Below are 22,009 nucleotides of genomic sequence, written 5' to 3'. Positions count from 1 at the left end.
CCGGCCGCCGGCCCGCAACCGGGTCCGGGGCCTCGGGCCGCCGCCGCGGCGACGGCCCCGCACGAAGGAACGATCCGGCATCCGGGTCGCGCCGCGGCGACGCTGGGCGCCCTCGGAATCGTCTTCGGTGACATCGGCACCAGTCCCATCTACACGATCCAGACGATCTTCAGCCCGGACGACCCGCATCCCGTGCCCTTGACCACGGACAACGTGTACGGCCTGGTGTCGCTGGTCTTCTGGTCGGTCACGGTCATCGTCACCGTCCTCTACGTCGGCCTGGTGCTGCGGGCGGACAACGACGGCGAGGGCGGCATCCTCTCGCTCATCACGCTGGTCGCCCGGCCGGGCCGCCGCCCGGGCCGGAGATCCCGGGCCCGGACGCTCACGGTGCTGACCGCCCTGGGTGTCCTCGGCGCTTCGCTGTTCCTCGCCGACAGCATGATCACGCCGGCCATCTCGGTGCTGTCCGCCGTCGAGGGGCTGAAGGTGGTCCGGCCCGGCTTCGAGCCGCTCGTCATCCCGGTCACGATCGTCATCATCCTGGCGCTGTTCGCGGCCCAGCGAATAGGGACCGCTCGCGTCGGCCGGGTGTTCGGACCGGTGATGACCCTGTGGTTCCTGGCGATCGGCGCCGCCGGGATCGCGGGCATCACCGCCGAACCCGGCATACTGAAGGCCCTCTCGCCCACCTACGCGCTCGGCTTCTTCGTCGGGCACTTCGGCATCGCCTTCTTCGCCCTGGCCGCGGTGGTGCTCGCTGTCACCGGCGCCGAGGCGCTCTACGCGGACCTCGGGCACTTCGGTCGCGCCCCCATCAGCCGCGCCTGGCTCGCGCTCGTGTTCCCGGCCTGCACGCTGTCCTACTTCGGGCAGGGCGCGCTCGTGCTGCACGACCCGGGACCCGACGGCGCGATCCGGGCGCCGTTCTTCCTGCTGGTGCCGTCCTGGGCGTTGATCCCGCTGGTGCTGCTCGCCACCGCCGCCACCGTCATCGCCTCGCAGGCCGTCATCACCGGAGCGTTCTCGGTCGCCCGGCAGGCCGTGCAGCTGGGTTACCTGCCGCGACTGCGGATCCTCCACACGTCGATGCAGACCATCGGCCAGATCTACGTGCCCGCGGTGAACTGGGCGCTGATGGTCATGGTGATCGTCCTCGTACTGTCCTTCCAGACGTCCGCCGCGCTCGCCTTCGCCTTCGGGATGGCGGTGACCGGCACGATCACCGTCACCACCACGCTCCTGTTCTACGTCGCCCGGCAGCAATGGGGCTGGCCCACCTGGGCCGTGCTGCTCGCCGGCGGCGGATTCCTGCTGATCGAGCTGATGTTCCTGGCCGCGAACCTCACCAAGCTGATCAGCGGTGCGTGGCTACCGCTGCTCATCGGCCTGACCATCTTCACCGTCATGACCACCTGGCAACAGGGCCGCCGGCTGGTCTCCGAACGACGCGAGCAGCGGGAGGGCCCGCTGCGCACGTTCGTCGACGAGCTGCACGAGCGCCGCCCGGCCGTGCACCGCGTACCCGGCACTGCCGTCTTCCTCAACCGCGACAGGGACACCGCGCCGCTGGCGATGCGGGCCAGCGTCGAGCGCATCGCGGTGCTGCAGCAACGCGTGCTCATCGTCTCGATCCAGACCGCCCCGGTCCCCCTCGTCGCCCCGCAGGACGTCGCCACCGTCGACGACCTCGGCTACCGGGACGACGGCATCACGCTGGTCACCGCCCGCTTCGGCTTCATGCAGCGTACGGACATCCCCGGGATGCTCGCCGCCTTGCCCGCGGAGGCGTTCGAGTCCCCGGTCGACCTGGCGGATGCCTCGTACTTCCTGTCGACCATCCGCCTGGAACCCAGCCGGCACCCGACGATGCCGCGGTGGCGGACCCAGCTGTTCCTCGCCCTGTCCTCGCTCACCGCCGATGCCGCACGGGCTTTCGAGCTACCGGCCGACCGGACCGTGGTCATCAGCTCCCACATCAGCGTCTGACCCAGGTCCGGGCGAGCAGACGCGGCCGCCAGACCGGCGAGCCGACAATGGGCAAGCGAATCATGGGCGCCATCCGTCGAACGCCTGCCGAGACATCGAGGAGGTCGCGTGCCCACGCAGCTCACGGTCGACCTGCATCCGTTCTTCCGGAACGACCGGGCGATCGACAACGCCGTCCGGGCAGCGATCTTCCGCGCGGCCCGAGAGCAGGTCGAGGTCGTGGAGATCGTCTGCGGCAAGGGTTCCGGCGTACTGCGGAAGCGGGTGCTCGCGATGCTCGGTCAGCCGCACCTCCGGAAGCTGTATCGGACGGTGGACGCGAGTGGCGACAACGAAGGTCGCATCCTGGTGCGGTTCTAGCTGAGCCCGTGCGCTCCCGCTCTGCAAGCTCCCGCCCAGCTGCTCGACCCCTGACCCGCGGCTGGGAGGCGGTCAGAGCCAGCGGTACGGCCGGAACCGCGACCCCACATCCGTCAGGTTTACTTGACGGCGATAGATGGTCAACGTACATTGACGATATGACGGGACGTGCGGAGGAGCTCGGGAGTGACGACCCGGCGGTCGGGCTGCGGGCGGTGGCCTCGCTGCGCCGGCTGGCCGAGCAGCTGGAGTCGCTGCAGGTCGACCGGGCCCGGGATCTCGGCTGGTCCTGGGCGCAGATCGCGGCCGAGCTCGGCGTCTCCAAGCAGGCCGCACACCAGAAGCACGGCCGGAAGGGGCATTGAGATGTTCGAGCGATTCACCGAGTCCTCCCGGGCGGTGCTGGTCGAGGCCGAGGACCTCGCGTTCGAGCTGCGCTCGGGCGTGCTCGCGCCGGGCCACCTGCTCTACGGCTGCGCCGAGGTCCGGCACGACACCGCCGGGCGGCCGCTGCGGGACGCCGGGATCACCGGGCTCGTGATCCGGGCCGCGCTCCCCCGCGGTCCGGAGACGGCGACGGGCCCGGGCGCGTCCGGGCCGCAGATCGACCCGGACGCGCTGCGGGCGATCGGCGTCGACTACGACGGGATCCGGGCCGCGACCGAGCGAACCTTCGGCGCCGGCGCGCTGGACGGAGCGCCGGACCGCCGGCTGCCGGCCGGCCGGCCCCGCAAGCCCCGCTTCACCCCCGAGGCGAAGCGCGCGCTGGAGCAGGCGCTGCGCGTCACCACCGAACTGCACCACCGGCGCATCGAGCCCGGCCACCTGCTGCTCGGCCTGCTGCGCCTGGACGACGAGCTCGTCACCGGCATCGTCGAGCGCGCCGGCAGCACCGTCGCCGGCCTCTCCGCGACGGTCCTCGCCCAGCTCGCGGCCGCGGCCTGAATCACAGTGCGTCACCGAACCGGACACTGCGTCACTCGGCGGGAGGACTAGTGCGGCGAGGCTGTCCACGGTATCCCTAGTACGCCGTCCGGCGTAGCGATCGCCTCCGTCCGGCGCACTCACCGTCAGGAGGTCGACGTGACCCGATCTGCCCGCCTGTTCGCCCGCCTCGCCATCGTGGTGCTCTCCCTCGTCGTCCCGGGGACGATCGGCGCGACCGCCGCGTCTGCCGCCCCGATCCCGGACGGCATCGGCGGCCCGGCCGCCAGCGGGGTCACCCACCCCGACCTCGACTTCCTGGGCTGGAGCCGCCGCGGCACCCAGGGCCCCCACACCGGCGGCACCACCGAGGCCGTCACCCAGACCCCCGGCATCGACGTGTCGCACTTCCAGGGCACCGTGAACTGGGCCTCGAAGTTCTCCTCCGGCATCCGGTTCACCTGGATCAAGGCGACCGAGGGGGTCACGTTCGTCGACTCGGCGTTCGGGGCCAACTACACCGGCGCGTTCAACGCCGGGGTGATCCGGGGCGCGTACCACTTCGCGCTGCCGGACCGTTCCTCCGGCGCCACCCAGGCCAACTTCCTGCTCGCGCACGGCGGCGGCTGGTCCGCGGACGGGCGCACGCTGCCGGCGACGCTCGACATCGAGTACAACCCGTACGGCGCGACCTGCTACGGGCTGACCAAGGCGGCCATGTCGGCCTGGATCCGGGACTTCGCGAACACGTACCGGACCCGGACCGGGCGGGACGCGGTCATCTACACGACCACCGACTGGTGGACGACCTGCACCGGCAACGACGCCTCCTTCGGCGCGACCAACCCGCTCTGGATCGCCCGGTACGCCACGGCCGTCGGCACCCTGCCGGCCGGCTGGGGCGTCCGCACGGTCTGGCAGTGGACCGACACTCCCCTGGACCAGGACCGCTTCAACGGCGCGCTCGACCGGCTCCAGGCGTTCGCACTCGGCTAGTCCGCGGCGACGACCTGGCGCGGCAGCGTCGTGGCGGTCAGCAGCATCAGCGCCGAGACGACCACGACGGTCAGGAAGATGTGGTGCACGGCCGTGGTGAGCCGACCCGGGTCGGCTCCCCCGGCCGAGCCCACCACCGCGTTCGCCAGTGCGCCGAACACCGCGACCCCGACCGAGCTGCCGAGCGAGCGCAGGAACAGGTTGTTGGCCGTGACCACGCCACGCTGGTTCCAGCCCACGCTGGACTGGGCCGCGATCAGCGTCGGGCTCACGGTCAGGCCCATGCCGAAGCCGATCACCAGGCAGGTCGCGGCGACCTGCCAGACGCTGGAGTCCCGGCCCAGCAGCAACAACAGCACCGTGCCGACGACGATGATCGAGGTCCCGATCAGCGCGCAGGTCCGGAAGCCGGCCCGCAGGTAGATCCTGCCGGCCTGGGACGCCGCGATCGGCCAGCCCATCGACAGCGTCGCCAGCGCGAACCCGGCCACCAGCGGCCCGTGCCCGAGGACCTCCTGCACGTACGTCGGCACGTACGAGGTCAGGCCGAGCACGACCGCGCCGACACCGACGGCGACCAGCCCGCTGGCCACCAGCAGCCGACGCCGGAACACCCACAGCGGCAGCACCGGCTCCGGCGCGACCCGCTCGGCGAACCAGAAGGCGACCAGCAGCGCCACCCCGGCCGCGAGGACGCCGATCGAGGCGGGGGCGTCCCAGGCCCAGGCCTGCCCGCCCTCGAGCACGGCCAGGATCACCAGCGTGAGCCCGGCGGTGAGCAGCGCGGCGCCGCGGTAGTCGATGTGCGGGCGGCTGCGCTCGACCCGCTCGGCGAAGTTCCGGACGAGCATCGCCGCGGCCAGCAGGCAGAGCGGGATGTTGACGAAGAAGATCCAGCGCCAGGACGCGTACTCGGACAGGACACCGCCCAGCGTCGGCCCGACCACCGAGGCGATTCCCCAGACGCTGGCGATGTAGCCCTGGGCCTTGGCCCGTTCCTCGGTCGAGTAGAGGTCGCCGACGATCGTGATCGTGACCGGGGCGATCGCGCCCGCACCGAGGCCCTGCACGACCCGGGCACCGATCAACGTGCCCATGCTCCAGGCCGCACCGCAGAGGATCGAGCCGAACAGGAACAGGCCGATGCCGAAGAGGATCACCGGCTTGCGGCCGAAGAGGTCGGCGAGCTTGCCGTACACGGGGACGGAGACGGCCTGGGCCAGCAGGTAGATCGAGAACAGCCAGGGGAACGCGGAGAACCCGCCGACGTCGGCCACGATCGAGGGCACCGCGGTCGCGATGATCGTCGAGTCGACGGCGACCAGGCCGGTCGCGAGCATCACCGCGATGAGGATCGGCCCGCGTTCGGTACGGAAGCCGACCGCGTTCGCTCCCTGCCGTCGCTCAGCCATCACCGGAAGCAAAGCACTCCGGCCGGCGCCCATCTCCGTCAGGTGGCGGCGGCGTACCGGGCGGGCAGCCTCCAGGCGACCGCGTACATGCCCAGGCCGAGCGCGACCATGGCGACGACGACGAGCCAGTTCCAGGGCGCGGGCAGGTAGAGCGCGAGGAACCAGGACCGGACCTGCGGCGCGAACAGCAGCAGCGTCCCGGCCACCAGGCCCTGCGGGAACAGCGGGATCGCGCCGAGCGACCAGCACGTCCCGATCACGACGGTCGCCCACGGCGGCAGCGTCACCCCAGGCCGGGCGTTGGACCGCCCGGCCCAGGGCACGACCGCGTCGGACCGCCCGGTCCGCAGCAGCGTCAGCACCTCCGGGCCGCGCCGGACCAGCCGGTCCCCCGCCACCCGGCCGAGCCACCACGCGGCCGCGGCCCCACTGGCGACACCGACCAGGACCCCGGCCCACTCCAGCACGGCCAGCCCGCTCAGATAGCCGGCCAGCACGACGCCGATCGCCGGTACGGCGGCCAGCGGCACCAGCAGGATCATCGCCATCACCAGCCCGGCCGCGGCACCGTCCTCCTCGGACGTGGCGAGCGGGTTGCCGGCCCGCTTCTGCGGGTCGGTGCCGGGCACGGTCGCGACCACGGACAGCACCAGCGCCAGCCCGATCCCGCCGCCGGCCAGCGCGGGCAGCGCGGCCAGCACCCACGGCCAGGCCCAGTACTGTCCGGACACGACCGTGAGTACCACGGTGAGCAGCAGCGCGGCCGGGCCGACGACGAGCAGCCAGGCCAGCTGCCGGCCGCGGACGTCGGTGCGCTCGGCGCCGGGCGTGAGCAGGGTGAGCCAGAGCGCGGTGCCGTCGCCGCCGTACAGGTTGGCGCTGGTGCCGGCGGCCATGATCACCGCGATCGGCGCGGCGAACGGCAGCATGTCCGGGATCCCGGCGGCCAGCGGCAGCGCGGCGATCGCCAGGCCGTAGCAGAGCGAGAAGACCAGCGTGTTGATCCGGACCAGGTCCCGGCCCCAGCTGCGCAGCTCCTTGCCGACGACCGCGCCGAGCGGGCCGGTGCCGCGCAGCGGCCGCCCGCTCCCCCGCGGCGCGCCGACCCCGGCGGACGCCCGGCCGGCCGCGATCCGCCGCACGAGCAGGGCGCTCCAGGCCAGCAGCAGCACGCCGCCGAGCCCGAGCAGGCCGCCGAACGCCGCCATCCGGAGACCCCACGAGCTGCCGTCGACCGCGACGACCGGCCAGCCCGACGGCAGCGCGCGCAGGACCGTGCCGAAGTCGGCGGCCACCCCGGCCTCGGTCAGCGGCACGATCAGCCACCAGCCCTGCGCGCTCAGCGCCAGCACGACGCCGGTGAGCAGGCCCATCACGACCGCGCCGGTCCGCGACCGCAGCAGCATCCCGAACAGCGCCACCGCCACCCGCGACGCCAGCACCAGCACCGCCAGCGCCAGCAGCGCGACCGGGACGGCGACCAGCGCCGGACCGACCCCGAGCTGGGCGCCGCGGACCACCAGCCCGAGCAGCGCGAGCAGGCTGACCGCGGCGGTGATCCCGACCAGGCCGCCGGCCAGCAGCCCGGTCGCGAGCGTGCGCGGCCGCAGGCCGATCGAGGCGACGTACTCCGGGCGCAGCGTCTCGTCGCCGCCGCCCATGAGGACCGGCCCGATCACCCAGCCCAACGCCCAGACCAGGTACGCCGAGGCCAGCAGGTCCGGCCGCAGCCCGGCCAGCAGCAGCGTCCCGATCGCGGCCAGCACGCCGACGGCGCCGCCGGCGAAGACCGTGAAGACCCGCTCGCCGCGCCAGCTGTTGCGCAGCAGCGCGACCTTCATCCGGATCAGGACGACAACCACGACAGCCCCTCCAGCGACGCGGTCTTCGCGCCGACCAGGTGCACGAACGAGTCCTCCAGGCTGGCGGCGGCGCCCCGTACCCCGGCCAGCGGGCCGGCGGCGACGACCGCCCCGGCGGCCATCACCCCGACCGTGTCGCAGACCTCCTCGACCAGCGACATGACGTGGCTGGACAGCACGACCGAGCCGCCGCCGGCCACGAACCGGTGCAGGATCTGCCGGATCGTCGCGGCCGAGACCGGGTCCACCGACTCGAACGGCTCGTCCAGCACCAGCAGCCGCGGCGCGTGCAGCAGCGCGACGGCCAGGCCGATCTTCTTGCGCATGCCGGTGGAGTACTCCAGCACCAGCGTGCGCTCGGCCCTGTCCAGCTCCAGGACGCGCAGCAGGTCCTCGGCCCGGCGGCGGACCTCGGCCTCGGGCAGCCCGCGCAGCAGGCCCAGGTACGTCAGGACCTCCCGGCCGGTCAGCCGCTCCGGCATGGCCAGCCCGTCCGGCAGCACACCGACCAGCGCCTTCGCCTCGGCGGGCCTGGCCCAGACGTCGACGCCGAAGATCCGCGCCGTGCCGGAGTCCGGCCGCAGCAGCCCGACGGCCATCGACAGCGCCGTGGTCTTGCCGGCGCCGTTCGGCCCGACCAGGCCGAAGAACGACCCGGCCGGCACCTCCAGGTCGATCCCGGCGACGGCCGTCGTCGGCCCGTACGTCTTGGTGAGCTTCGAGAGCTGCAGGGCCGTCATGTCCCCGAGCCTGCCGTGTCCGGACCGGCGGCTGATCAACCGATCGGTTGGTCGGCGGTCCACCCTAGGGTGGGGGTGTGGCAGATCTGTCCGCCGGCGTACTCGTCCTGCTCGCGCTGATCGGCGTGGTCGGCGGGGTCGGGATCAGCGCGGTCGGGCCGGGCGGGGTGCTGCCGACGATCGGGCTGTTCGCGCTGACCCCGCTCGCGCCCGCGGTGGTGGCCGGGACCGCGATCGCGACGAACATCGCCTGCGGGATCGCCGGGACCGCCGCGTTCACCGCGTCCGGGCAGCTGCGGGACGCGGCCACCCGCCGGACGGCCCTGATCCTCGCGGCCGCGGCGGTGCTCGGCACTCCCCCGGGCGTGGTGATCAACACCCACGTGTCGAAGAAGGCGTTCGGGATCCTGCTGGCGGTCTTCGCGGTCGCGGTCGCGGTGCTCGTCTGGTGGCGCGGGCGGCAGGAGGCCGCTGCCGGGCACGCGCACCCGCGGACCTGGGTGCTGGTCGTGCTCGGCGCCGCGGTCGGCCTGGTCAGCGGCGTCCTCGGGCTCGGCGGTCCGATGCTGACCGTGCCGCTGCTGCTGGCGATCGGCGTCGGCGTGCTGGAGTCGCTGGCCGCGGCCCAGGTCCAGTCGATCGTGATCGCGTCCGTCGGCACGATCGGGTACGCGATCCACGGCAGCGTCGACTGGGGTCTGGTGCTGCTGATCGGCGCGCCCGAGCTGGCCGGGGTGATCGTGGGCTGGCGGATCGCCCGGGCGCTGCCGACCGCGACGCTGCGCGGGATCCTGGTCGTGGTGCTGCTGGCGCTGGCGCCCTACCTGGCGCTGCGCTGAACGCCGGCCGGGCCGCGGCGGCGGTCCGGCCGGACGCAGGCTGCCGGCCGCGGCGGCGGTCCGGCCGGACGCGCAGGCTCAGCCGGCGGGCGGGGCGAAGAACTCCAGCGCGATGCTGTCGGGGTCGCGGAAGGACAACCCGGAGCCGTAGGTCGCGTCGACCACACCGCCGTGCTTGATCCCGAGCTCGTCCAGCCGGGCGGCCCAGCTCTCCAGCTGGGCCCGGTCGGCGCAGGCGAACGCGACGTGGTCCAGCCCGGCGTCCCGCTCGTTGAAGTCCACCGAGCCGGCGTCGACGTGCTTGTGCAGGCCGAACAGCTGCCCGCCGTCGAGCAGGTACACGGTGTGGTGGAACGTGCCCGACTGCTCGTCCTCGTCCAGCACGGGTTCGGCGTCGAACAGCGCCGAGTACCAGCGAGTGCTGCGGTCGAGGTCGGTCACCGTGACGGCGACGTGGGCGAGGGACGGGAACGCGGGCATGCGCTGACCTCCAGGGATGACGGTGTCGGCCTTCACCCTGCCACTGCCGTACGGGTCCTGGCGCGGTCCGGACGGGCAGTCTTCCGTTGCTCCGGCGGGATGGGCGGGGACGTCCCGGACCGGACCCGGACGTACTGATCGGTCCCGTCCGGGCCGGGCGTGGGTTATCGTCCTCGGCGACCTGACGGCGTGGCGGGAGATCCGGTGGACGACGAGTTCGACCTGTTCCGGGAATCCCCGCGATCCACGCCGCCTGCGCGGCGCCCGCTCTGGCTGCTGCTCTCCGGCGCGGTGGTGGTCGCGCTGCTCGCGGTGGTGGGGGTGTTCTGGATGGTCTCCTCGGTGACCGGCCGGGGCGGCACGGTCTCGGCCGCCGCGACGCCGCAGCCGCCCGCGACCTCGGTGGCGGCGCCGGCGACCACCGCGGCCGCGGCCACCGGCGAGCCGGCCCCGCCGACCACGACCGTGCCGGCCCCGCCGACCGCGACGTTCACGGTGCCGGTGAAGCCGCTGCCGTCCGCGCACACGGTGGCGCCGCCGAAGCCCAAGCCGAAGCCCACGCCGCGGCCGACGTTGTCCACGCCGGTCGGGAAGCTGGTGACGGTCCCGGACGTGACCGGGCTGCGGGTGAAGCCGGCGACGGCTGCCCTCACCGCCGCCGGCCTCAAGGTCCAGGTGCTCGGCGGGCTGTTCACCACCGACCGGGACGACCGGCGGGTGACCTCGCAGCGGCCCACCGCCGGGTCCGTGGTCCGGGCCGGGTCCACCGTCATCCTGGTGACCGACGGGCTCTAGAGCAGGGCGCGGCGGCGGAGTACGCCGGCGGCGACCAGCCCCGGCACGGCCGGCAGCCAGACCGAGACCAGCCGGGACAGCAGCGCCGCGGCGGTTGCGGCCGGCAGCGGCATGCCGGCCGCGGTGAGCCCCGCGACCAGCGCCGCCTCGACCGGGCCGATGCCGCCCGGGGTCGGGATCAGCGACCCGGCGGTGGCCGCGCCCAGGTAGATCGCGGCCAGCGTGACCAGCGGCAGCGAACCGCCCGCGGCCGAGACGCAGGCCGCGAACGCGAGCACGTGGAACAGGGTGAGCGCGGCCGAGGCGGCCAGCCCGCCCGCGACCCGCCCGGGGTGCCGGCGGGCGTGCGCGGCCAGCGCGAGCTGCCCGCGCCAGGTCGCGGCCAGTACGGCCCGGACCCGGGCGCTGACCCGGGCCGCGATCCAGCCGGCCAGGACGAGCACGGCCAGCACGGCCAGGACGACCAGGACGATCGTGCCGCTGGGCAGCGAGGGCCCGGCGGCCGAGCCGGCTCCGAGCGCGGCGACCACGGCCACGGTCGCGACCAGCTGCGCGGCCTGGCCCGCGGCGACGGTGGCGGCCGCGTCGGCGACGCCGGCCCCGGACCGGGTGAGGTAGCGCACGATCACCGCCGGCATCCCGGCCGCCGAGGGCATCACCAGCCGCAGCCCGCCGACCGCGAGCTGGGCCAGCAGCGTCTGCCCGAACCGCAGCGGCAGCGGGGAGAACCCGGTCACCGTGTACGCGGCGGCAACCAGCGACAGCGCGAACCAGCCGAACGCGCCGGCCAGCGCGACCGGGTCCACCGCGGCGAACGCGGCGTCCAGCTCGGCGTCCCGCAACTGCAGCACGAGCATGGTCACCGCGGCGACCAGCACGCCCCCGGCCACCCACTTCGACGCCCGCGCCCACCCTCCGGCCCGGACGCCCGACCCGAAGCCCCGCCCGGCCGCCGTCCCGGCGACCGACCCGGAGACCGACCCGACGCCCGGAACGACGCCCGGAACGAGGGCCGGAACGAGGGCCGGGCCGACGCCCGGACCGGGGCGCGGCCCGGGCCGCGATCCGGGTCGCGGGGCGCGCCTCGGCCGGGGAACGGGCCGGGTGACCGTGGGCGCGGGGGCGGTGAGGACCATGTCCTCACCCTGCTCAGCCGGACGCGCCCCCGCATCGGGGAACGTGCCGAACCGGACTCGGGGTTCTCCCGGATATGGGGCGAGAAGAGTCACCTGTTGATCGTCGGCCGGACGGGTACGCCGGAGAACCGGGCCAGCGCCCGTACTGCCGGTGGGGCTGACCTCACCCCGCACCGCGGAAAGGGGATAGTGCACGCGTGATCGAGCACCAGGTGGCCTTCGTGCTCGCCGCGGTCGGGGTGGTCGTCCTCGGCTCGCTGGTGGCCCGGCGGCTGCGCATCCCGGTGCCGGTGGTGCTCGTGCTGGCCGGCCTGGCGTACGCGGCGCTGCCCGGGCGCAACGTCGGCCTCGAACCGGACCTGGTGCTGGCGGTGATCATCCCGCCGCTCCTCTACTCCGCCGCGATCGAGGCCAGCCTGGTCGACATCCGGGCCAGCCGCCGGCCGGTGGCCTCGCTCTCGGTCGGGCTGGTGCTGGCGACGGCGTTCACGGTCGGCGGGCTGCTGCAGCTGATCGTGCCGGGGCTGCCGTTCGCGGCCGCGCTGGCGCTGGGCGCGGCGGTGGCGCCGCCGGACCCGGTGGCCGCGCTCGGGGTGGCCCGCCGGGCCGGCCTGCCGCCGCGGCTGATGACGCTGGTCGAGGGCGAAGGGCTGCTCAACGACGCGACCGCGCTGACCGTCTACCAGGTCGCGGTCGCCTCGGTGGCCGGCGCCGGATTCTCCCTGCTGCATGCGTCCGGGCAGTTCGCGCTGGCGGCGCTGGGCGGGATCGCGGTCGGGTTGCTGATCGCCTGGCTGTCCCGGCAGCTCTACCGGCGGCTGGACGACTCGCTGCTGGAGACGGTGGTGTCGCTGGCGACGCCGTTCGCGGCGTACCTGGCCGCCGAGGAGGTGCACGCGTCCGGCGTGCTCGCGGTCGTGGTGGCCGGGCTCCTGATCAGCCACTCCTCGCCCACGGTGATCTCGGCCGCGACCCGGCTGCAGGCGCTGTCGGTCTGGCGACTGGTCGCGCTGCTGCTGGAGGGCCTGGTCTTCCTGCTCATCGGCCAGCAGGTGCCGGTCGTGCTGGGCGGGCTGGACGACATCACCCCGGGCCGTACGGTGCTGGCCTGCGTACTGACCCTGGCCGGGGTGCTGCTGGTCCGGCCGCTCTGGCTCTACCTGCTCGTGCACCTGCCCGGCCGGATGCTCGGGGAGAACGCGGCGGCCCTCGGCGGCCGCGAGCTGATCGCGCTGTCCTGGGCCGGCACCCGCGGGGTGATCACGCTGGCGGCGGCGTTCGCGCTGCCGCTGACGACCGGGGACGGGCGGCCGCTGCCGGGGCGGGAGCTGATGCTGCTGTGCGCGTACCTGGTCGTGCTGGTGACGCTGGTCGGGCAGGGGCTGACGCTCGGGCCGATCCTGCGACTGCTGGGGTTGCGCGACGACCGGGCCGGGCGGCTGCGGGCCCGCGGCGAGGCCCGGGTCGCCGCGGCCGAGGCGGCGCTGCGGCAGCTGGACGACCTGTCCGCCGGCGCGGACTTCGACGCCGACGTGCTGGAGCGGGTGCGGCAGGACAACGAGCGGCGGCTGCACCGGCGCAAGGAGCGGCTGCGGCTGCTGGACCGGGCCGACGTCGACGAGGCCGACGGCGTCGGCCCGGGCCTGGAGGTGGCGGAGCTGCGCCGGGCCATGATCGAGGCCGAACGGCGGGAGCTGCTGCGCCGCCGCGACTCCGGGCAGCTGCGGGACGCCGACCTGCGCACGCTGCAGCGGGAGCTGGATCACGAGGAGCGGCTGCTGTCCCGCAGCGAGCCCTCCTGACTAGAGGTGGACGACGCAGTTGCCGCCGTCGCGGTCGGCGTGCTCCGCGTCGAACCAGTGCCCGCCCGCGGACCTTGGTGGCACGGAACATGCGGTCTCCCCCGAGACTGTCGACGTCCCGACCAGCATGCGTCACGCTGCGACATGCTCCCGGCACGACACGCTCAGGCCCGTTCGAGGCGGAGCAGCTCCCAGGTGCGCGGGCGCTCGGCCCGTATCGAGGAGCAGGTGAGCCGGACCGGCGCGCCGAGCGCGGCCCGGACCGTCACCAGCAGGGCGCCGCCGGGCGCGGCCAGGCGGACGCGCCAGGTCCGGTCGGCCAGCGCGGCCATGCCGAGCGGGCGCAGCGCGTCCACCCGGGTCTCCCCCAGCGCGAGCCGGGCGTGGTGCTGGGCCGCCTGGGCCGGCGGCGCGAACGCGGACCGGCCGCGGAGCAGGTCGGTACGGACCTCGCCCTGCTCGTACGCGGTCGCCACCGCCGGCGCCGTGGCCGGGGTGACGTGCCCGTAGAACAGCCCGTGCGGCAGGGCGACGACGTTCGCGGCGAACCGGTCGCCGCCGATGTGCGAGCACTCCCAGACCGCGCCCGGCCGGGCCGCCTCCAGCGACTGCGCCACCGGGCGACCGCGGATCGCGCAGCAGGCGTCGTGCCGGCCGTGCGCGCAGACCAGGTAGAGCGGGCCGCCGGGCTCGCCCGCGTCGGCGCCGACCGGGAGGTCCAGCAGCTCGTCGGGGCGTTCCCAGCTGCCCCAGCCGACCCGTTCCCGGCCGGCCCGGGAGTCGACCACGGCCCAGGCGCGGCGGGCCGGGGCCGGTCGGCGGCCGGGCCGGCGGATCAGCAGCACCCGGATGCCGGCCCCGTCCTCCCAGCGGCGCAGGAGCTCCGCCCCGACAGTACGGTCCAGAGTGGACTCCAGCAGCGCGTCGGACCCCCAGCCGCCGGGCTGCTCGACCAGCAGCCAGCGCGCCGTCGGCGAGGCCGAGCCGAGCCGGAGGTCACCCCGCCGCTCGGCCGAGGGGGCACACCGCTCGGAGATCCCGCCCGGCCCGCTCCCGAGCCGCTCCAGCGCCTGGCCCAGCCGGAACACCGCCGAGACCGCCGCCGGAGGTCCCGCATCCACGGGGACTCCGGGAGCGGGCGGCTCGCTCATTCGGCCGACGGCACCACGATCGACTCGCGCAGCAGCCGGGCGGTCAGCGTCCGCCCGTCGGCCGCGTCCAGACCGGGCAGCTCACCCGCGGCCAGAACCTGTCCGGACAGCAACGCCCGCAGCGCGTCCGCGGTCGCGGCCGGCAGCGAGAGCGTCCGGTCCGGCAGCTCCAGCACCACGGTGCCGCCGTCGACCGGCCGCAGCCGGTGCCGCAGTCCCCCGCGCACCCGGACGGTCGTGCCGTCGGTGACCGAGCGGGCCGCGGCCGCCTGGGCCAGCGGGCCGACCGGCTCCGGCCGGGTCTGTGTCCACACGCGACGCCGCACGCGGTCGGCGACCTGAGCCGGGTCGGCCTTGCCGAGCCAGCCGGTCAGCGCCTCGACGGTCGCGGCCAGATCGGGCCCGAGCTGGTCCGGGTCGGCCACGTCGACGCCGAGCGGCAGCGAGGTCCGCAGCTCCGGTTCCTCCGCCGCCAGCGCGGTCAACGCCTCCACCAACGCGTACCGGGTGACGGAGTGGATGCCGATCGTCAGGTGTACGGACACGTCGCCGAGCGCCTCGGCCGAGTGCAGCCAGCCCCGCGGCAGGTAGAGCGCGTCACCCGGGCGCAGCATGGTGTCGATGGCCGGTTCCTCGGCCGCCCGCGCCGCCACCGCGGTGCGGTAGCGGTTCCATTCCTGGTCCCGCAGCGGCGCCTCGTGCACCGGCGCGTGGATGGTCCACCGCTTCTCGCCGGCGACCTGCAGCACGAACACGTCATGGACGTCGAAGTGCGCCGAGAACCCCTTGTTCTGCGGGGGTGTCACGTACGCGTTGATCTGGACCGGGTGCCCGAGCTCGGCGGCGAGCCGGCCGCCGAAGTCGACCAGCGGCGGCCAGGTCCGGTGCAGTCCCTGCAGCACCAGGGTGGAGCCGTCGGCGAACAGCTCGGTCAGCCGGTCGTCGGCGAGCTGGTCGGAGACCTCGGCGCCGGCGCCGCCACCGCGGGTGAACCGGGCCGGCTCGACGACCTTGCCCTGGTTGGCCACCCGCAGGAACGGCGTACGCAGCCCGCGGGTGGAGACCAGCTCGTCCACCGCGGCCAGGCTGAAGAGGTCCGCGAAGTTCCCGGCGGCGGGCGTCAGCAGGGGCTTGGCCGCCCAGTGCGAGGCCGCGAACTCGGCCGGGGAGATGCCGATGCAGCGGCGCAGGGCCGGGCGGTCCGGAGTGGGACCGCCCGGCACCGCGACGCCGGATTCCGTGCTCAGCGCTGTGCCCCGCCGTCCGCTCCGCCATCGGCGCCGCCGTCGTGGACACCGGCCGCGCCGGAGTCACCGGCACCGGAGTCGGCCGGACCCTCGGCACCGGAGTCGGCGCCGCCGTCGGCACCACCGTCGGACACGCCCGACGCGCCGCCGCCCGCGCCCGAGTCGGCCGGACCCTCGGCGCCGCCGTCCGCGCCACCATCGTGCGTCCCGGCCACACCGTCGGCCGCGCCCGAGTCGGCCGGGCCGCCGGCACCGGAGTCGGCACCGGAATCGGCACCGCCGTCCGCGCCACCGTCGGCACCACCGTCGTGCACGCCCGCGACGCCGTCGGCGCCACCGTCAGCCGGACCCTCGCTCCCCGGTCCGGACGTCACCATGTCGTCATCGTCCAGCGCCATCAGCGCAGCCTCCTCGTCGAGTCGGGGTACGGGCCGACCAGGCCCGCGCCGACCCTAGGCGTGCCCCCGAGGGGCCACAACTAACCGGTCGGCAAAGGGAGATCATCGTCCCGCCAGTAGTGTCCTCGGCTACGGCACGCCGGGGCTCCGGCGGCCGTCCGCGACGAGCCCGGATGGTGTGCGGTGACCGGAAGAGTGCTGCTGGTGGCGCTCGGCGCGGTCTGTGCGCTGATCGGTCTCGCGCTCGGCGTCACCGGTGTCGTGCTGCTCCTGCTGACCGGCCGCGACGGCGCCTTCGGCGGCAGCGCCGGCACGCTGTCCACCCAGCGGTACGCGTTGGTCTCCGACGCCGCGGGCCTGGGCACCGGTGGCCTCGACGCGACCGTGCGGGTCCGGGTCGAGTCCACCGACGGCGGCCCGGTCTTCCTCGGCGTCGGGCCGGCCGCGGCGGTCGACCGCTACCTGTCCGGCGTCGGGTACGACGAGCTGACCGCGGTCCGGCTGTCCCCGCTGCGGGCGACGCTGGTCCCGCACGAGGGCGCCGGCGGCCCGGCCCGGCCGGCCGGTCAGCGGGTGTGGACGGTCAGCGCGACCGGCAGCGGACAGCAGACGATCGACGTACCGGTGCGTACGGGCGGCCAGCGGCTGGTGGTGATGAACGCCGACGGGTCCGCCGGCCTGGAGGTGACCGCCGCGCTGGCGTTGCGGGCCGGTTTCCTGCGCCGGCTCGCGCTGGGGCTGCTGGTCACCGGGGTGGTCGTCGCGCCGGCCGGCGGTGTGGCGCTCGCCATCGGCGTACGCCGGTCCGTCCGGCTGCGGGCCGAGTAGATTCCTTCCCGTGCGAGCTTCGCGTGGTTTCACCGGTCGTCGCCGCGGCGGCGAGCCCGGCCGTCTTCCCCCGGGTCAGTACGACGTGGGCTCGGGGTGGCCCGTCCTCACCGCGGAGCTGACTCCGCGCCTCGACCTCGACTCGTGGTCGATCACCGTCAACGGGCGCGTCGAGAAGCCCATGACGTGGACCTGGAAAGAGGTCCAGCAGCTGGCGCCGGACCGCTTCAGCGGCGACATCCACTGCGTCACCACGTGGTCCAAACTGGACACGTCCTTCGCCGGCATCTCGGTCGACACGCTGCTGGCCGAGGCCCGGCCGACGCCGGAGGCGACGTTCGCGGTGGCGACGAGCAGCACCGGCTACACGACCAACCTGCCGCTGGCGGACATCACCGGCGGCAAGGCCTGGATCGTCTGGGAGCACGAGGGCCGGCCGCTGCCGGTCGAGCACGGCGGGCCGGTGCGGATGATCGTGCCGCACCTGTACTTCTGGAAGAGCGCGAAGTGGATCGAGACGATCACGCTGCTCGACCACGACGAGCCCGGTTTCTGGGAGGTCCGCGGCTACCACGACCGCGGCGACCCCTGGCGCGAGCAGCGCTACCAGGGTGACTGAGCCGGCGCCGACGCCGGGGCCGTGGACGTTCGCGACGGTGGAGTCGGTGCGGCCGGAGAACGCGCACGTGGCCACGTTGCGGCTGCGGGTGCCGGACCGGCGCGCGCACCTGCCCGGACAGCACTACATCGTCCGGCTCACCGCCGAGGACGGTTACAGCGCCAGCCGGTCGTACTCGGTGGCCTCGCCGCCGGAGGACGCGGGCGTGGTCGAGCTGACCGTGGACCGGCTGCCCGCGGGCGAGGTCTCGCCGTACCTGACCGAGGACGTGGTCGCGGGCGACGAGGTCGAGGTGCGCGGGCCGGTCGGCGGCTACTTCGTCTGGCGCGGCGAGAGCCCGCTGCTGCTGGTGGCCGGCGGGTCCGGGGTGGCGCCGGTGATGGCGATGCTGCGCTCGCGCCGGCTGTCGCACCCGGACGTCCCGGTCCGGCTGCTGTTCTCGGTGCGGGCGCCGGAGGAGCTGATCTTCGCCACCGAGCTCGGCCCCGAGACCACGGTCGTCTACACGCGACGGACGCCGCCGGCCGCGACGAGACCGGCCGGCCGGATCACCGCGGACGACGTCGCGGCGGTCGCCTTCGACGACGGCCCCGCGTACGTCTGCGGCTCCACCGGCTTCGTCGAGGCCGCCGCGACCCTGCTGGCGCAGCAGGGCTACGACCGGAGCCGGATCAAGCTGGAGCGGTACGGCTCATCCGGGTCCTGACCCGCTCCCGCGCGTCACAGCGCTGTCGGGGATCCTGACCCGGTGAGCGACACCCGCACCGAGCGCCCGACCCTCGCCCTGCCGCCCGCGTTCGCCGCGGTCATCGTGTTCGTCGCGGCCGCCGCGGTGCTGGTGCTGGAGACGCTGGCGCTGCGGCTGATCGCCCCGTACGTCGGGGTGACGCTGCAGACGAACACCGCCGTGATCGGCGCCGCGCTGATGGCGATCGCGGTCGGCGCCTGGGCCGGCGGCCGGGCCGCGGACCGGGTGGACCGGCCGCAGCGGCTGCTCGGCCCGCTGCTGCTGGTCGGCGCCTGCCTGACCCTGCTCACCCTGCCGGTGGTGCGCTGGGTCGGCACCGCCACCCAGGGCACCGGCGACGCCTCGGCGACCCTGCTGCTGGCGATGGCCGCGGTGATCCTGCCGGCCGGGCTGCTGTCCGCGGTGGCGCCGATCGTGGCCAAGCTGCAGCTGCGCGACCTGCACGAGACCGGCACGATCGTCGGCAAGCTGTCCGGGATCGGCACCCTCGGCGGCATCGTCGCGACGTTCGCGACCGGCTTCATCCTGGTCGCGGCGTTCCGGACCAGCACGATCCTCATCGGCACCGGCGTCGTCGTGGCGGTCGTGGGCGCGCTGGTGTTCCTCTGGGACCGCCGGCTGCCCGGCGGCGCGGGCACCGGCCCGCTGCCCGGGGCCGCGATCGCGCTGCTGCCGCTGTCGATCCTGCTGGTCGCGGTGGCGCCGAACCCGTGCCAGAAGGAGACCGAGTACCACTGCGCCCGGGTGGTCGCCGACCCGGAGCGGTCCACCGGCCGGACGCTGGAGCTGGACACCCTGCGCCACTCGTACGTGGACCTGGCCGACCCGCGGTACCTGGAGTTCGACTACACGAAGGCGCTGGCCGCGGTGGCCGACTCGATCCGGCCGGCCGGGACGCCGATGACCGCGCTGCACATCGGCGGCGGCGGCTTCACGATGCCGCGCTACCTGGCCGCCAGCCGCCCCGGCACCCGCGGCACCGTGCTGGAGATCGACGGCGGCGTGGTCTCCCTCGGCCGGCAGCGGCTCGGCGTCGACGCCATCCCGAACCTGTCCGTACGGGTCGGGGACGGGCGGACCGGGCTGCGGGAGCAGCCCCGGGATGGCTACGACTTCGTCGTCGGCGACGCGTTCGGCGGCCTGGCGGTGCCCTGGCACCTGACCACGAAGGAGGTCGCCGAGCAGGTCCGCGACGTCCTGCACGACGACGGCGTGTACGCGGTGAACGTCATCGACTACCAGCCCGACCGGTTCGCCCGGGCCGAGATCGCCACCCTGAAGTCGGTCTTCGGCCATGTCGCGCTCATCGGCGCGCCGGTCACGGTGGCCGGGCAGGGCGGCGGCAACCACATCCTGGTCGCCTCCCGGCAGCCGCTGCCGCTGGCCGGCATCCAGCGCGACCTGGCCACCCGCAACGCCTGGCTGGTCGCCGACGAGCAGGCCACGACCCGGTTCGCCGGCGCCGCCGAGGTGCTGACCGACGCGCACGCGCCGGTCGATCAGCTGATCACCCAGTTCACCCGGTCTTCGTGACGTCGACCTCGTCCAGCTCGGCCGGGTCGGCCAGCCGCAGCTTGCGCCGGGCCCGCTGGTAGAACGTCGTCGTCCCGAGCCGGACCACCCGCCCGGCCCGGGCGCAGAGGAACACGTTCACGGACTGGCCCGGCTCGACCGTGCCGGCCAGCAGCCCGTCGACCTCGACCGCGAGCCGGCCGCTGGTCGGCAGCAGGTCCAGCCCGACCGGCTCCCCCGCGGACAGGAACACCGCCCGGTTGAACGCCGAGTGCGGCGCGACCGGGATGACCAGCAGCCCCTCGGCCCGGGGCGAGACGATCGGCCCGCCGGCCGAGAAGCTGTACGCGGTGGACCCGGTCGGCGTGGCGATCACGATCGCGTCGGCCGCGTACCGCACGAAGGGCTGGCCCTCGACCTTGACCTCGACCGCGGCGACCGGCTGGCCCGGGTGCCGCACCACCGCGACGTCGTTGAACGCGAACGCGGTCGAGTCGTCGAAGTCGACCTGGACCGCGACCCGGGTCTCCACGGTCGAGTTGCCCGCGTCGATCTCGGTCAGTGCGTCCGGCAGGTCGGGCACGTCGATCTCGGCCAGGAAGCCGAGCCGGCCCAAGTTCACCCCGAGCACCGGCACGGCCCTGGGCTGGGACAGCCGCAGCGCCCGCAGCATCGTGCCGTCCCCGCCCAGGCTGATCAGCAGGTCCAGTCCGGACAGCTCGCCCGGCTCGACCTGCTCGATGTCGTAGCCGATGCGGTCGACCTCGCCGGGCACGCCGACCAGCGTGTGGTTGTTGCGGCGGGCCCAGTCCTCGATGGCCTTGACCGCCGGCTCGGAGTCGCGGCGCGGGTGCAGGACCAGGCCGACCCGCTTGGGCGAATGCATGGCCCCAACGTACTGGCCGTCGCGACCTAGAGTCCGCTCTCGCGCTTGCGCCTGGCGTTCCAGTCCCGCATCCGCTGCGGGTAGCCGACGACGGCGGCCTCGTACACCGGCAGCCGCAGGTCGCGGGCCAGCTTGCCGATCGCGGCCGGCGAGCCGACCCGGCGGCGGGTCCACTCCCCGTCCGAGGCGACCGCGACCGCCGTGGTGTCGGTGGCCGTGGTCTCCGGCTCGACGTAGAACTCCACCCCGACCTTGGTCGAGGCGAACTCGCGCAGGTGGGCCAGATCCTCCTTGGTCGCCTCGCGGTCCAGGAGGGTCCGCACCCCACCGGCACCCGCGGCCGACCGGCCGCGTCCGGACCGGCGCCGCCGATCGAACAAACCCATGCGTCCACTGTGCCTGATGTCCACGAAAATCAGTGTGAAGGACGCGGCACCGGATCGGCTGTGGGCGGGCTGAGCGCATCCTGTGCGCCGGTCCGGGCGGCCGAGGGCAGCCAGACCACGACCGTGCTGCCCACTGCGGGCACGTTGTGCAGGGCGACGGAGCCGCCGTGGCTCCCCGCGATCTGCCGCACGATGGCCAGCCGGAGGCCGGCGTGCACCCGGACCGGGCGGCAGGCGGCCGCGCGCCGCCCGGCTCCGTCCGACTCCGGGACCGGGCGGCGGGCTCAGTCGGTCAGCCCGAGGCGGTCGGCCAGCAGCAGGAACGCCTCCGCGAACGGCGACTGCGCGGTCCGCTCCCGGACCTGGCCCCAGTCGACCTGTTCCCGCAGCGCCCGCACCATCGGCAGCGCGCTGCCGAAGTCCGCGTAGTGGTCCCGGTACGTCAGCAGCTTGGTCACCACGAGGTCGGTCGCGGCCAGCACCGGCATCTGCACCGAACCGACCTCGATCTCCTCGGCCCGGCCCAGGATGTCCTCGGTGACCGGTTTCCCGGACAGCCGGAAGATCAGGTCGACCAGGTTGCCGCGATCCCAGAGCTTGGTCAGCCAGTCCTCGGGCGCCTCGGTGTCGGCCTCGAACCCGGTGGCGGTCATCGCGTCGACCGCGTGGGCCACGTCCCGCTCCAGCAGCGCGAAGTCGGCGTCGTGCTCGGAGCGCGGACCGCCCCGCGCGTACGTGGCCCAGCCGCCGCAGAGCGCGAAGGTGACCCCCGCCCGCTTGAGCTCGACCGCGGCCTTCTTCACCGTCTCCAGCAGGTCGGCGTCGACGACGGCGTCGGTGGCCTCGGCGACCTGCTCGGGAGTGCTCACGGCCGGAGCGGTACCCGCGCCGGCCCGGCG

23 protein-coding genes are annotated in these 22,009 nt (G+C 74.6%); 12 read left to right on the top strand and 11 right to left on the bottom strand.

The genetic code is table 11. The features are described 5' to 3' along the window. Positions 1-72 precede the first annotated feature (72 nt). From VGP36_09995 to VGP36_09975, 5 genes are all read left to right on the top strand, one after another. Positions 73-1,989, top strand: a complete 1,917-nt coding sequence (locus tag VGP36_09995) for a KUP/HAK/KT family potassium transporter (GenBank protein HEV7655042.1) — start codon at positions 73-75, stop codon at positions 1,987-1,989. 108 nt (positions 1,990-2,097) lie between these two features. Beyond that, positions 2,098-2,349: a Smr/MutS family protein gene (locus VGP36_09990; GenBank protein ID HEV7655041.1), complete on the top strand. Its 252-nt coding sequence runs from the start codon at positions 2,098-2,100 to the stop codon at positions 2,347-2,349. A 158-nt stretch (positions 2,350-2,507) separates the two neighbouring features. Continuing rightward, the gene (locus VGP36_09985; GenBank protein HEV7655040.1) at positions 2,508-2,714 is read left to right on the top strand and encodes a helix-turn-helix domain-containing protein; all 207 of its coding nucleotides are present in this window, start codon (positions 2,508-2,510) and stop codon (positions 2,712-2,714) included. Between the two features lies 1 nt (position 2,715). Next, positions 2,716-3,294 (top strand): Clp protease N-terminal domain-containing protein, encoded by a 579-nt coding sequence (locus tag VGP36_09980; GenBank protein HEV7655039.1) that lies wholly within the window; start codon positions 2,716-2,718, stop codon positions 3,292-3,294. 138 nt (positions 3,295-3,432) lie between these two features. Then, entirely contained in the window at positions 3,433-4,269 is an 837-nt protein-coding gene (locus VGP36_09975; protein ID HEV7655038.1) for a GH25 family lysozyme, read from the top strand. Here VGP36_09975 and VGP36_09970 read toward each other — a convergent pair. The 3 genes from VGP36_09970 to VGP36_09960 are packed head-to-tail and all read right to left on the bottom strand — an operon-like array spanning position 4,266 to position 8,283. Continuing rightward, positions 4,266-5,681, bottom strand: a complete 1,416-nt coding sequence (locus VGP36_09970; protein HEV7655037.1) for an MDR family MFS transporter — start codon at positions 5,679-5,681, stop codon at positions 4,266-4,268. The genes VGP36_09975 and VGP36_09970 overlap by 4 nt on opposite strands. Before the next feature lie 38 nt (positions 5,682-5,719). After that, positions 5,720-7,543 carry a hypothetical protein gene (locus VGP36_09965; GenBank protein HEV7655036.1) on the bottom strand — a complete coding sequence of 608 codons (1,824 nt, stop codon included), beginning with the start codon at positions 7,541-7,543 and terminating at the stop codon, positions 5,720-5,722. After that, complete coding sequence (locus VGP36_09960; GenBank protein HEV7655035.1) at positions 7,528-8,283, bottom strand: ABC transporter ATP-binding protein; 756 nt, start codon at positions 8,281-8,283, stop codon at positions 7,528-7,530. Before VGP36_09960 ends, VGP36_09965 begins: the two co-directional genes overlap by 16 nt. A gap of 77 nt (positions 8,284-8,360) precedes the next feature. Here VGP36_09960 and VGP36_09955 point away from each other — a divergent pair, with 77 nt between their 5' ends. Next, positions 8,361-9,122, top strand: coding sequence for a sulfite exporter TauE/SafE family protein (locus VGP36_09955; protein HEV7655034.1), 762 nt, complete (start codon positions 8,361-8,363; stop codon positions 9,120-9,122). 78 nt (positions 9,123-9,200) lie between these two features. Here the strand turns inward: VGP36_09955 and VGP36_09950 are convergent, their stop codons facing one another. Beyond that, a complete protein-coding gene (locus VGP36_09950; protein HEV7655033.1) occupies positions 9,201-9,602 on the bottom strand; it encodes a VOC family protein in 402 nt (133 codons plus the stop codon). Between the two features lie 204 nt (positions 9,603-9,806). Here VGP36_09950 and VGP36_09945 point away from each other — a divergent pair, with 204 nt between their 5' ends. After that, positions 9,807-10,397, top strand: a complete 591-nt coding sequence (locus tag VGP36_09945; GenBank protein HEV7655032.1) for a PASTA domain-containing protein — start codon at positions 9,807-9,809, stop codon at positions 10,395-10,397. On the opposite strand, the gene VGP36_09940 is transcribed toward VGP36_09945, so the two are convergent. Beyond that, entirely contained in the window at positions 10,394-11,533 is a 1,140-nt protein-coding gene (locus VGP36_09940; protein ID HEV7655031.1) for a lysylphosphatidylglycerol synthase domain-containing protein, read from the bottom strand. The two genes, VGP36_09945 and VGP36_09940, sit on opposite strands and share 4 nt — an antisense overlap. A gap of 197 nt (positions 11,534-11,730) precedes the next feature. Here VGP36_09940 and VGP36_09935 point away from each other — a divergent pair, with 197 nt between their 5' ends. After that, positions 11,731-13,335 (top strand): Na+/H+ antiporter, encoded by a 1,605-nt coding sequence (locus VGP36_09935; protein ID HEV7655030.1) that lies wholly within the window; start codon positions 11,731-11,733, stop codon positions 13,333-13,335. Between the two features lie 164 nt (positions 13,336-13,499). Here the strand turns inward: VGP36_09935 and VGP36_09930 are convergent, their stop codons facing one another. The 3 genes from VGP36_09930 to VGP36_09920 are packed head-to-tail and all read right to left on the bottom strand — an operon-like array spanning position 13,500 to position 16,131. Further along, complete coding sequence (locus VGP36_09930; protein HEV7655029.1) at positions 13,500-14,456, bottom strand: sucrase ferredoxin; 957 nt, start codon at positions 14,454-14,456, stop codon at positions 13,500-13,502. 26 nt (positions 14,457-14,482) lie between these two features. Beyond that, complete coding sequence (locus tag VGP36_09925) at positions 14,483-15,709, bottom strand: cupin domain-containing protein (protein ID HEV7655028.1); 1,227 nt, start codon at positions 15,707-15,709, stop codon at positions 14,483-14,485. A 20-nt stretch (positions 15,710-15,729) separates the two neighbouring features. Further along, a complete protein-coding gene (locus VGP36_09920; GenBank protein HEV7655027.1) occupies positions 15,730-16,131 on the bottom strand; it encodes a hypothetical protein in 402 nt (133 codons plus the stop codon). A 183-nt stretch (positions 16,132-16,314) separates the two neighbouring features. Here VGP36_09920 and VGP36_09915 point away from each other — a divergent pair, with 183 nt between their 5' ends. The 4 genes from VGP36_09915 to VGP36_09900 are packed head-to-tail and all read left to right on the top strand — an operon-like array spanning position 16,315 to position 19,859. After that, a complete protein-coding gene (locus tag VGP36_09915; protein ID HEV7655026.1) occupies positions 16,315-16,959 on the top strand; it encodes a hypothetical protein in 645 nt (214 codons plus the stop codon). A gap of 10 nt (positions 16,960-16,969) precedes the next feature. Beyond that, positions 16,970-17,578, top strand: coding sequence for a sulfite oxidase-like oxidoreductase (locus VGP36_09910; protein HEV7655025.1), 609 nt, complete (start codon positions 16,970-16,972; stop codon positions 17,576-17,578). Beyond that, positions 17,571-18,284 carry an FAD-binding oxidoreductase gene (locus tag VGP36_09905; protein HEV7655024.1) on the top strand — a complete coding sequence of 238 codons (714 nt, stop codon included), beginning with the start codon at positions 17,571-17,573 and terminating at the stop codon, positions 18,282-18,284. The genes VGP36_09910 and VGP36_09905 overlap by 8 nt, the downstream gene beginning before the upstream one ends. A gap of 42 nt (positions 18,285-18,326) precedes the next feature. After that, positions 18,327-19,859, top strand: a complete 1,533-nt coding sequence (locus tag VGP36_09900; protein HEV7655023.1) for a fused MFS/spermidine synthase — start codon at positions 18,327-18,329, stop codon at positions 19,857-19,859. Here the strand turns inward: VGP36_09900 and VGP36_09895 are convergent. The 3 genes from VGP36_09895 to VGP36_09885 all read right to left on the bottom strand — a co-directional run bounded on the left by VGP36_09895 (position 19,843) and on the right by VGP36_09885 (position 21,979). Continuing rightward, the gene (locus tag VGP36_09895; GenBank protein HEV7655022.1) at positions 19,843-20,724 is read right to left on the bottom strand and encodes an NAD(+)/NADH kinase; all 882 of its coding nucleotides are present in this window, start codon (positions 20,722-20,724) and stop codon (positions 19,843-19,845) included. The genes VGP36_09900 and VGP36_09895 overlap by 17 nt on opposite strands. Positions 20,725-20,750: 26 nt before the next feature. Then, positions 20,751-21,110 carry an oxidoreductase gene (locus VGP36_09890; protein ID HEV7655021.1) on the bottom strand — a complete coding sequence of 120 codons (360 nt, stop codon included), beginning with the start codon at positions 21,108-21,110 and terminating at the stop codon, positions 20,751-20,753. Between the two features lie 284 nt (positions 21,111-21,394). After that, complete coding sequence (locus VGP36_09885; protein ID HEV7655020.1) at positions 21,395-21,979, bottom strand: nucleotidyltransferase family protein; 585 nt, start codon at positions 21,977-21,979, stop codon at positions 21,395-21,397. Between the last annotated feature and the right edge of the window lie 30 nt (positions 21,980-22,009).

The organism is Mycobacteriales bacterium, from assembly GCA_035995165.1.
Classification (GTDB): Bacteria; Actinomycetota; Actinomycetes; order Mycobacteriales; family CADCTP01; genus CADCTP01.
The sequence above is the reverse complement of the archived record's forward strand: the minus strand, read 5'-3'. Positions and strand labels throughout refer to the sequence as shown.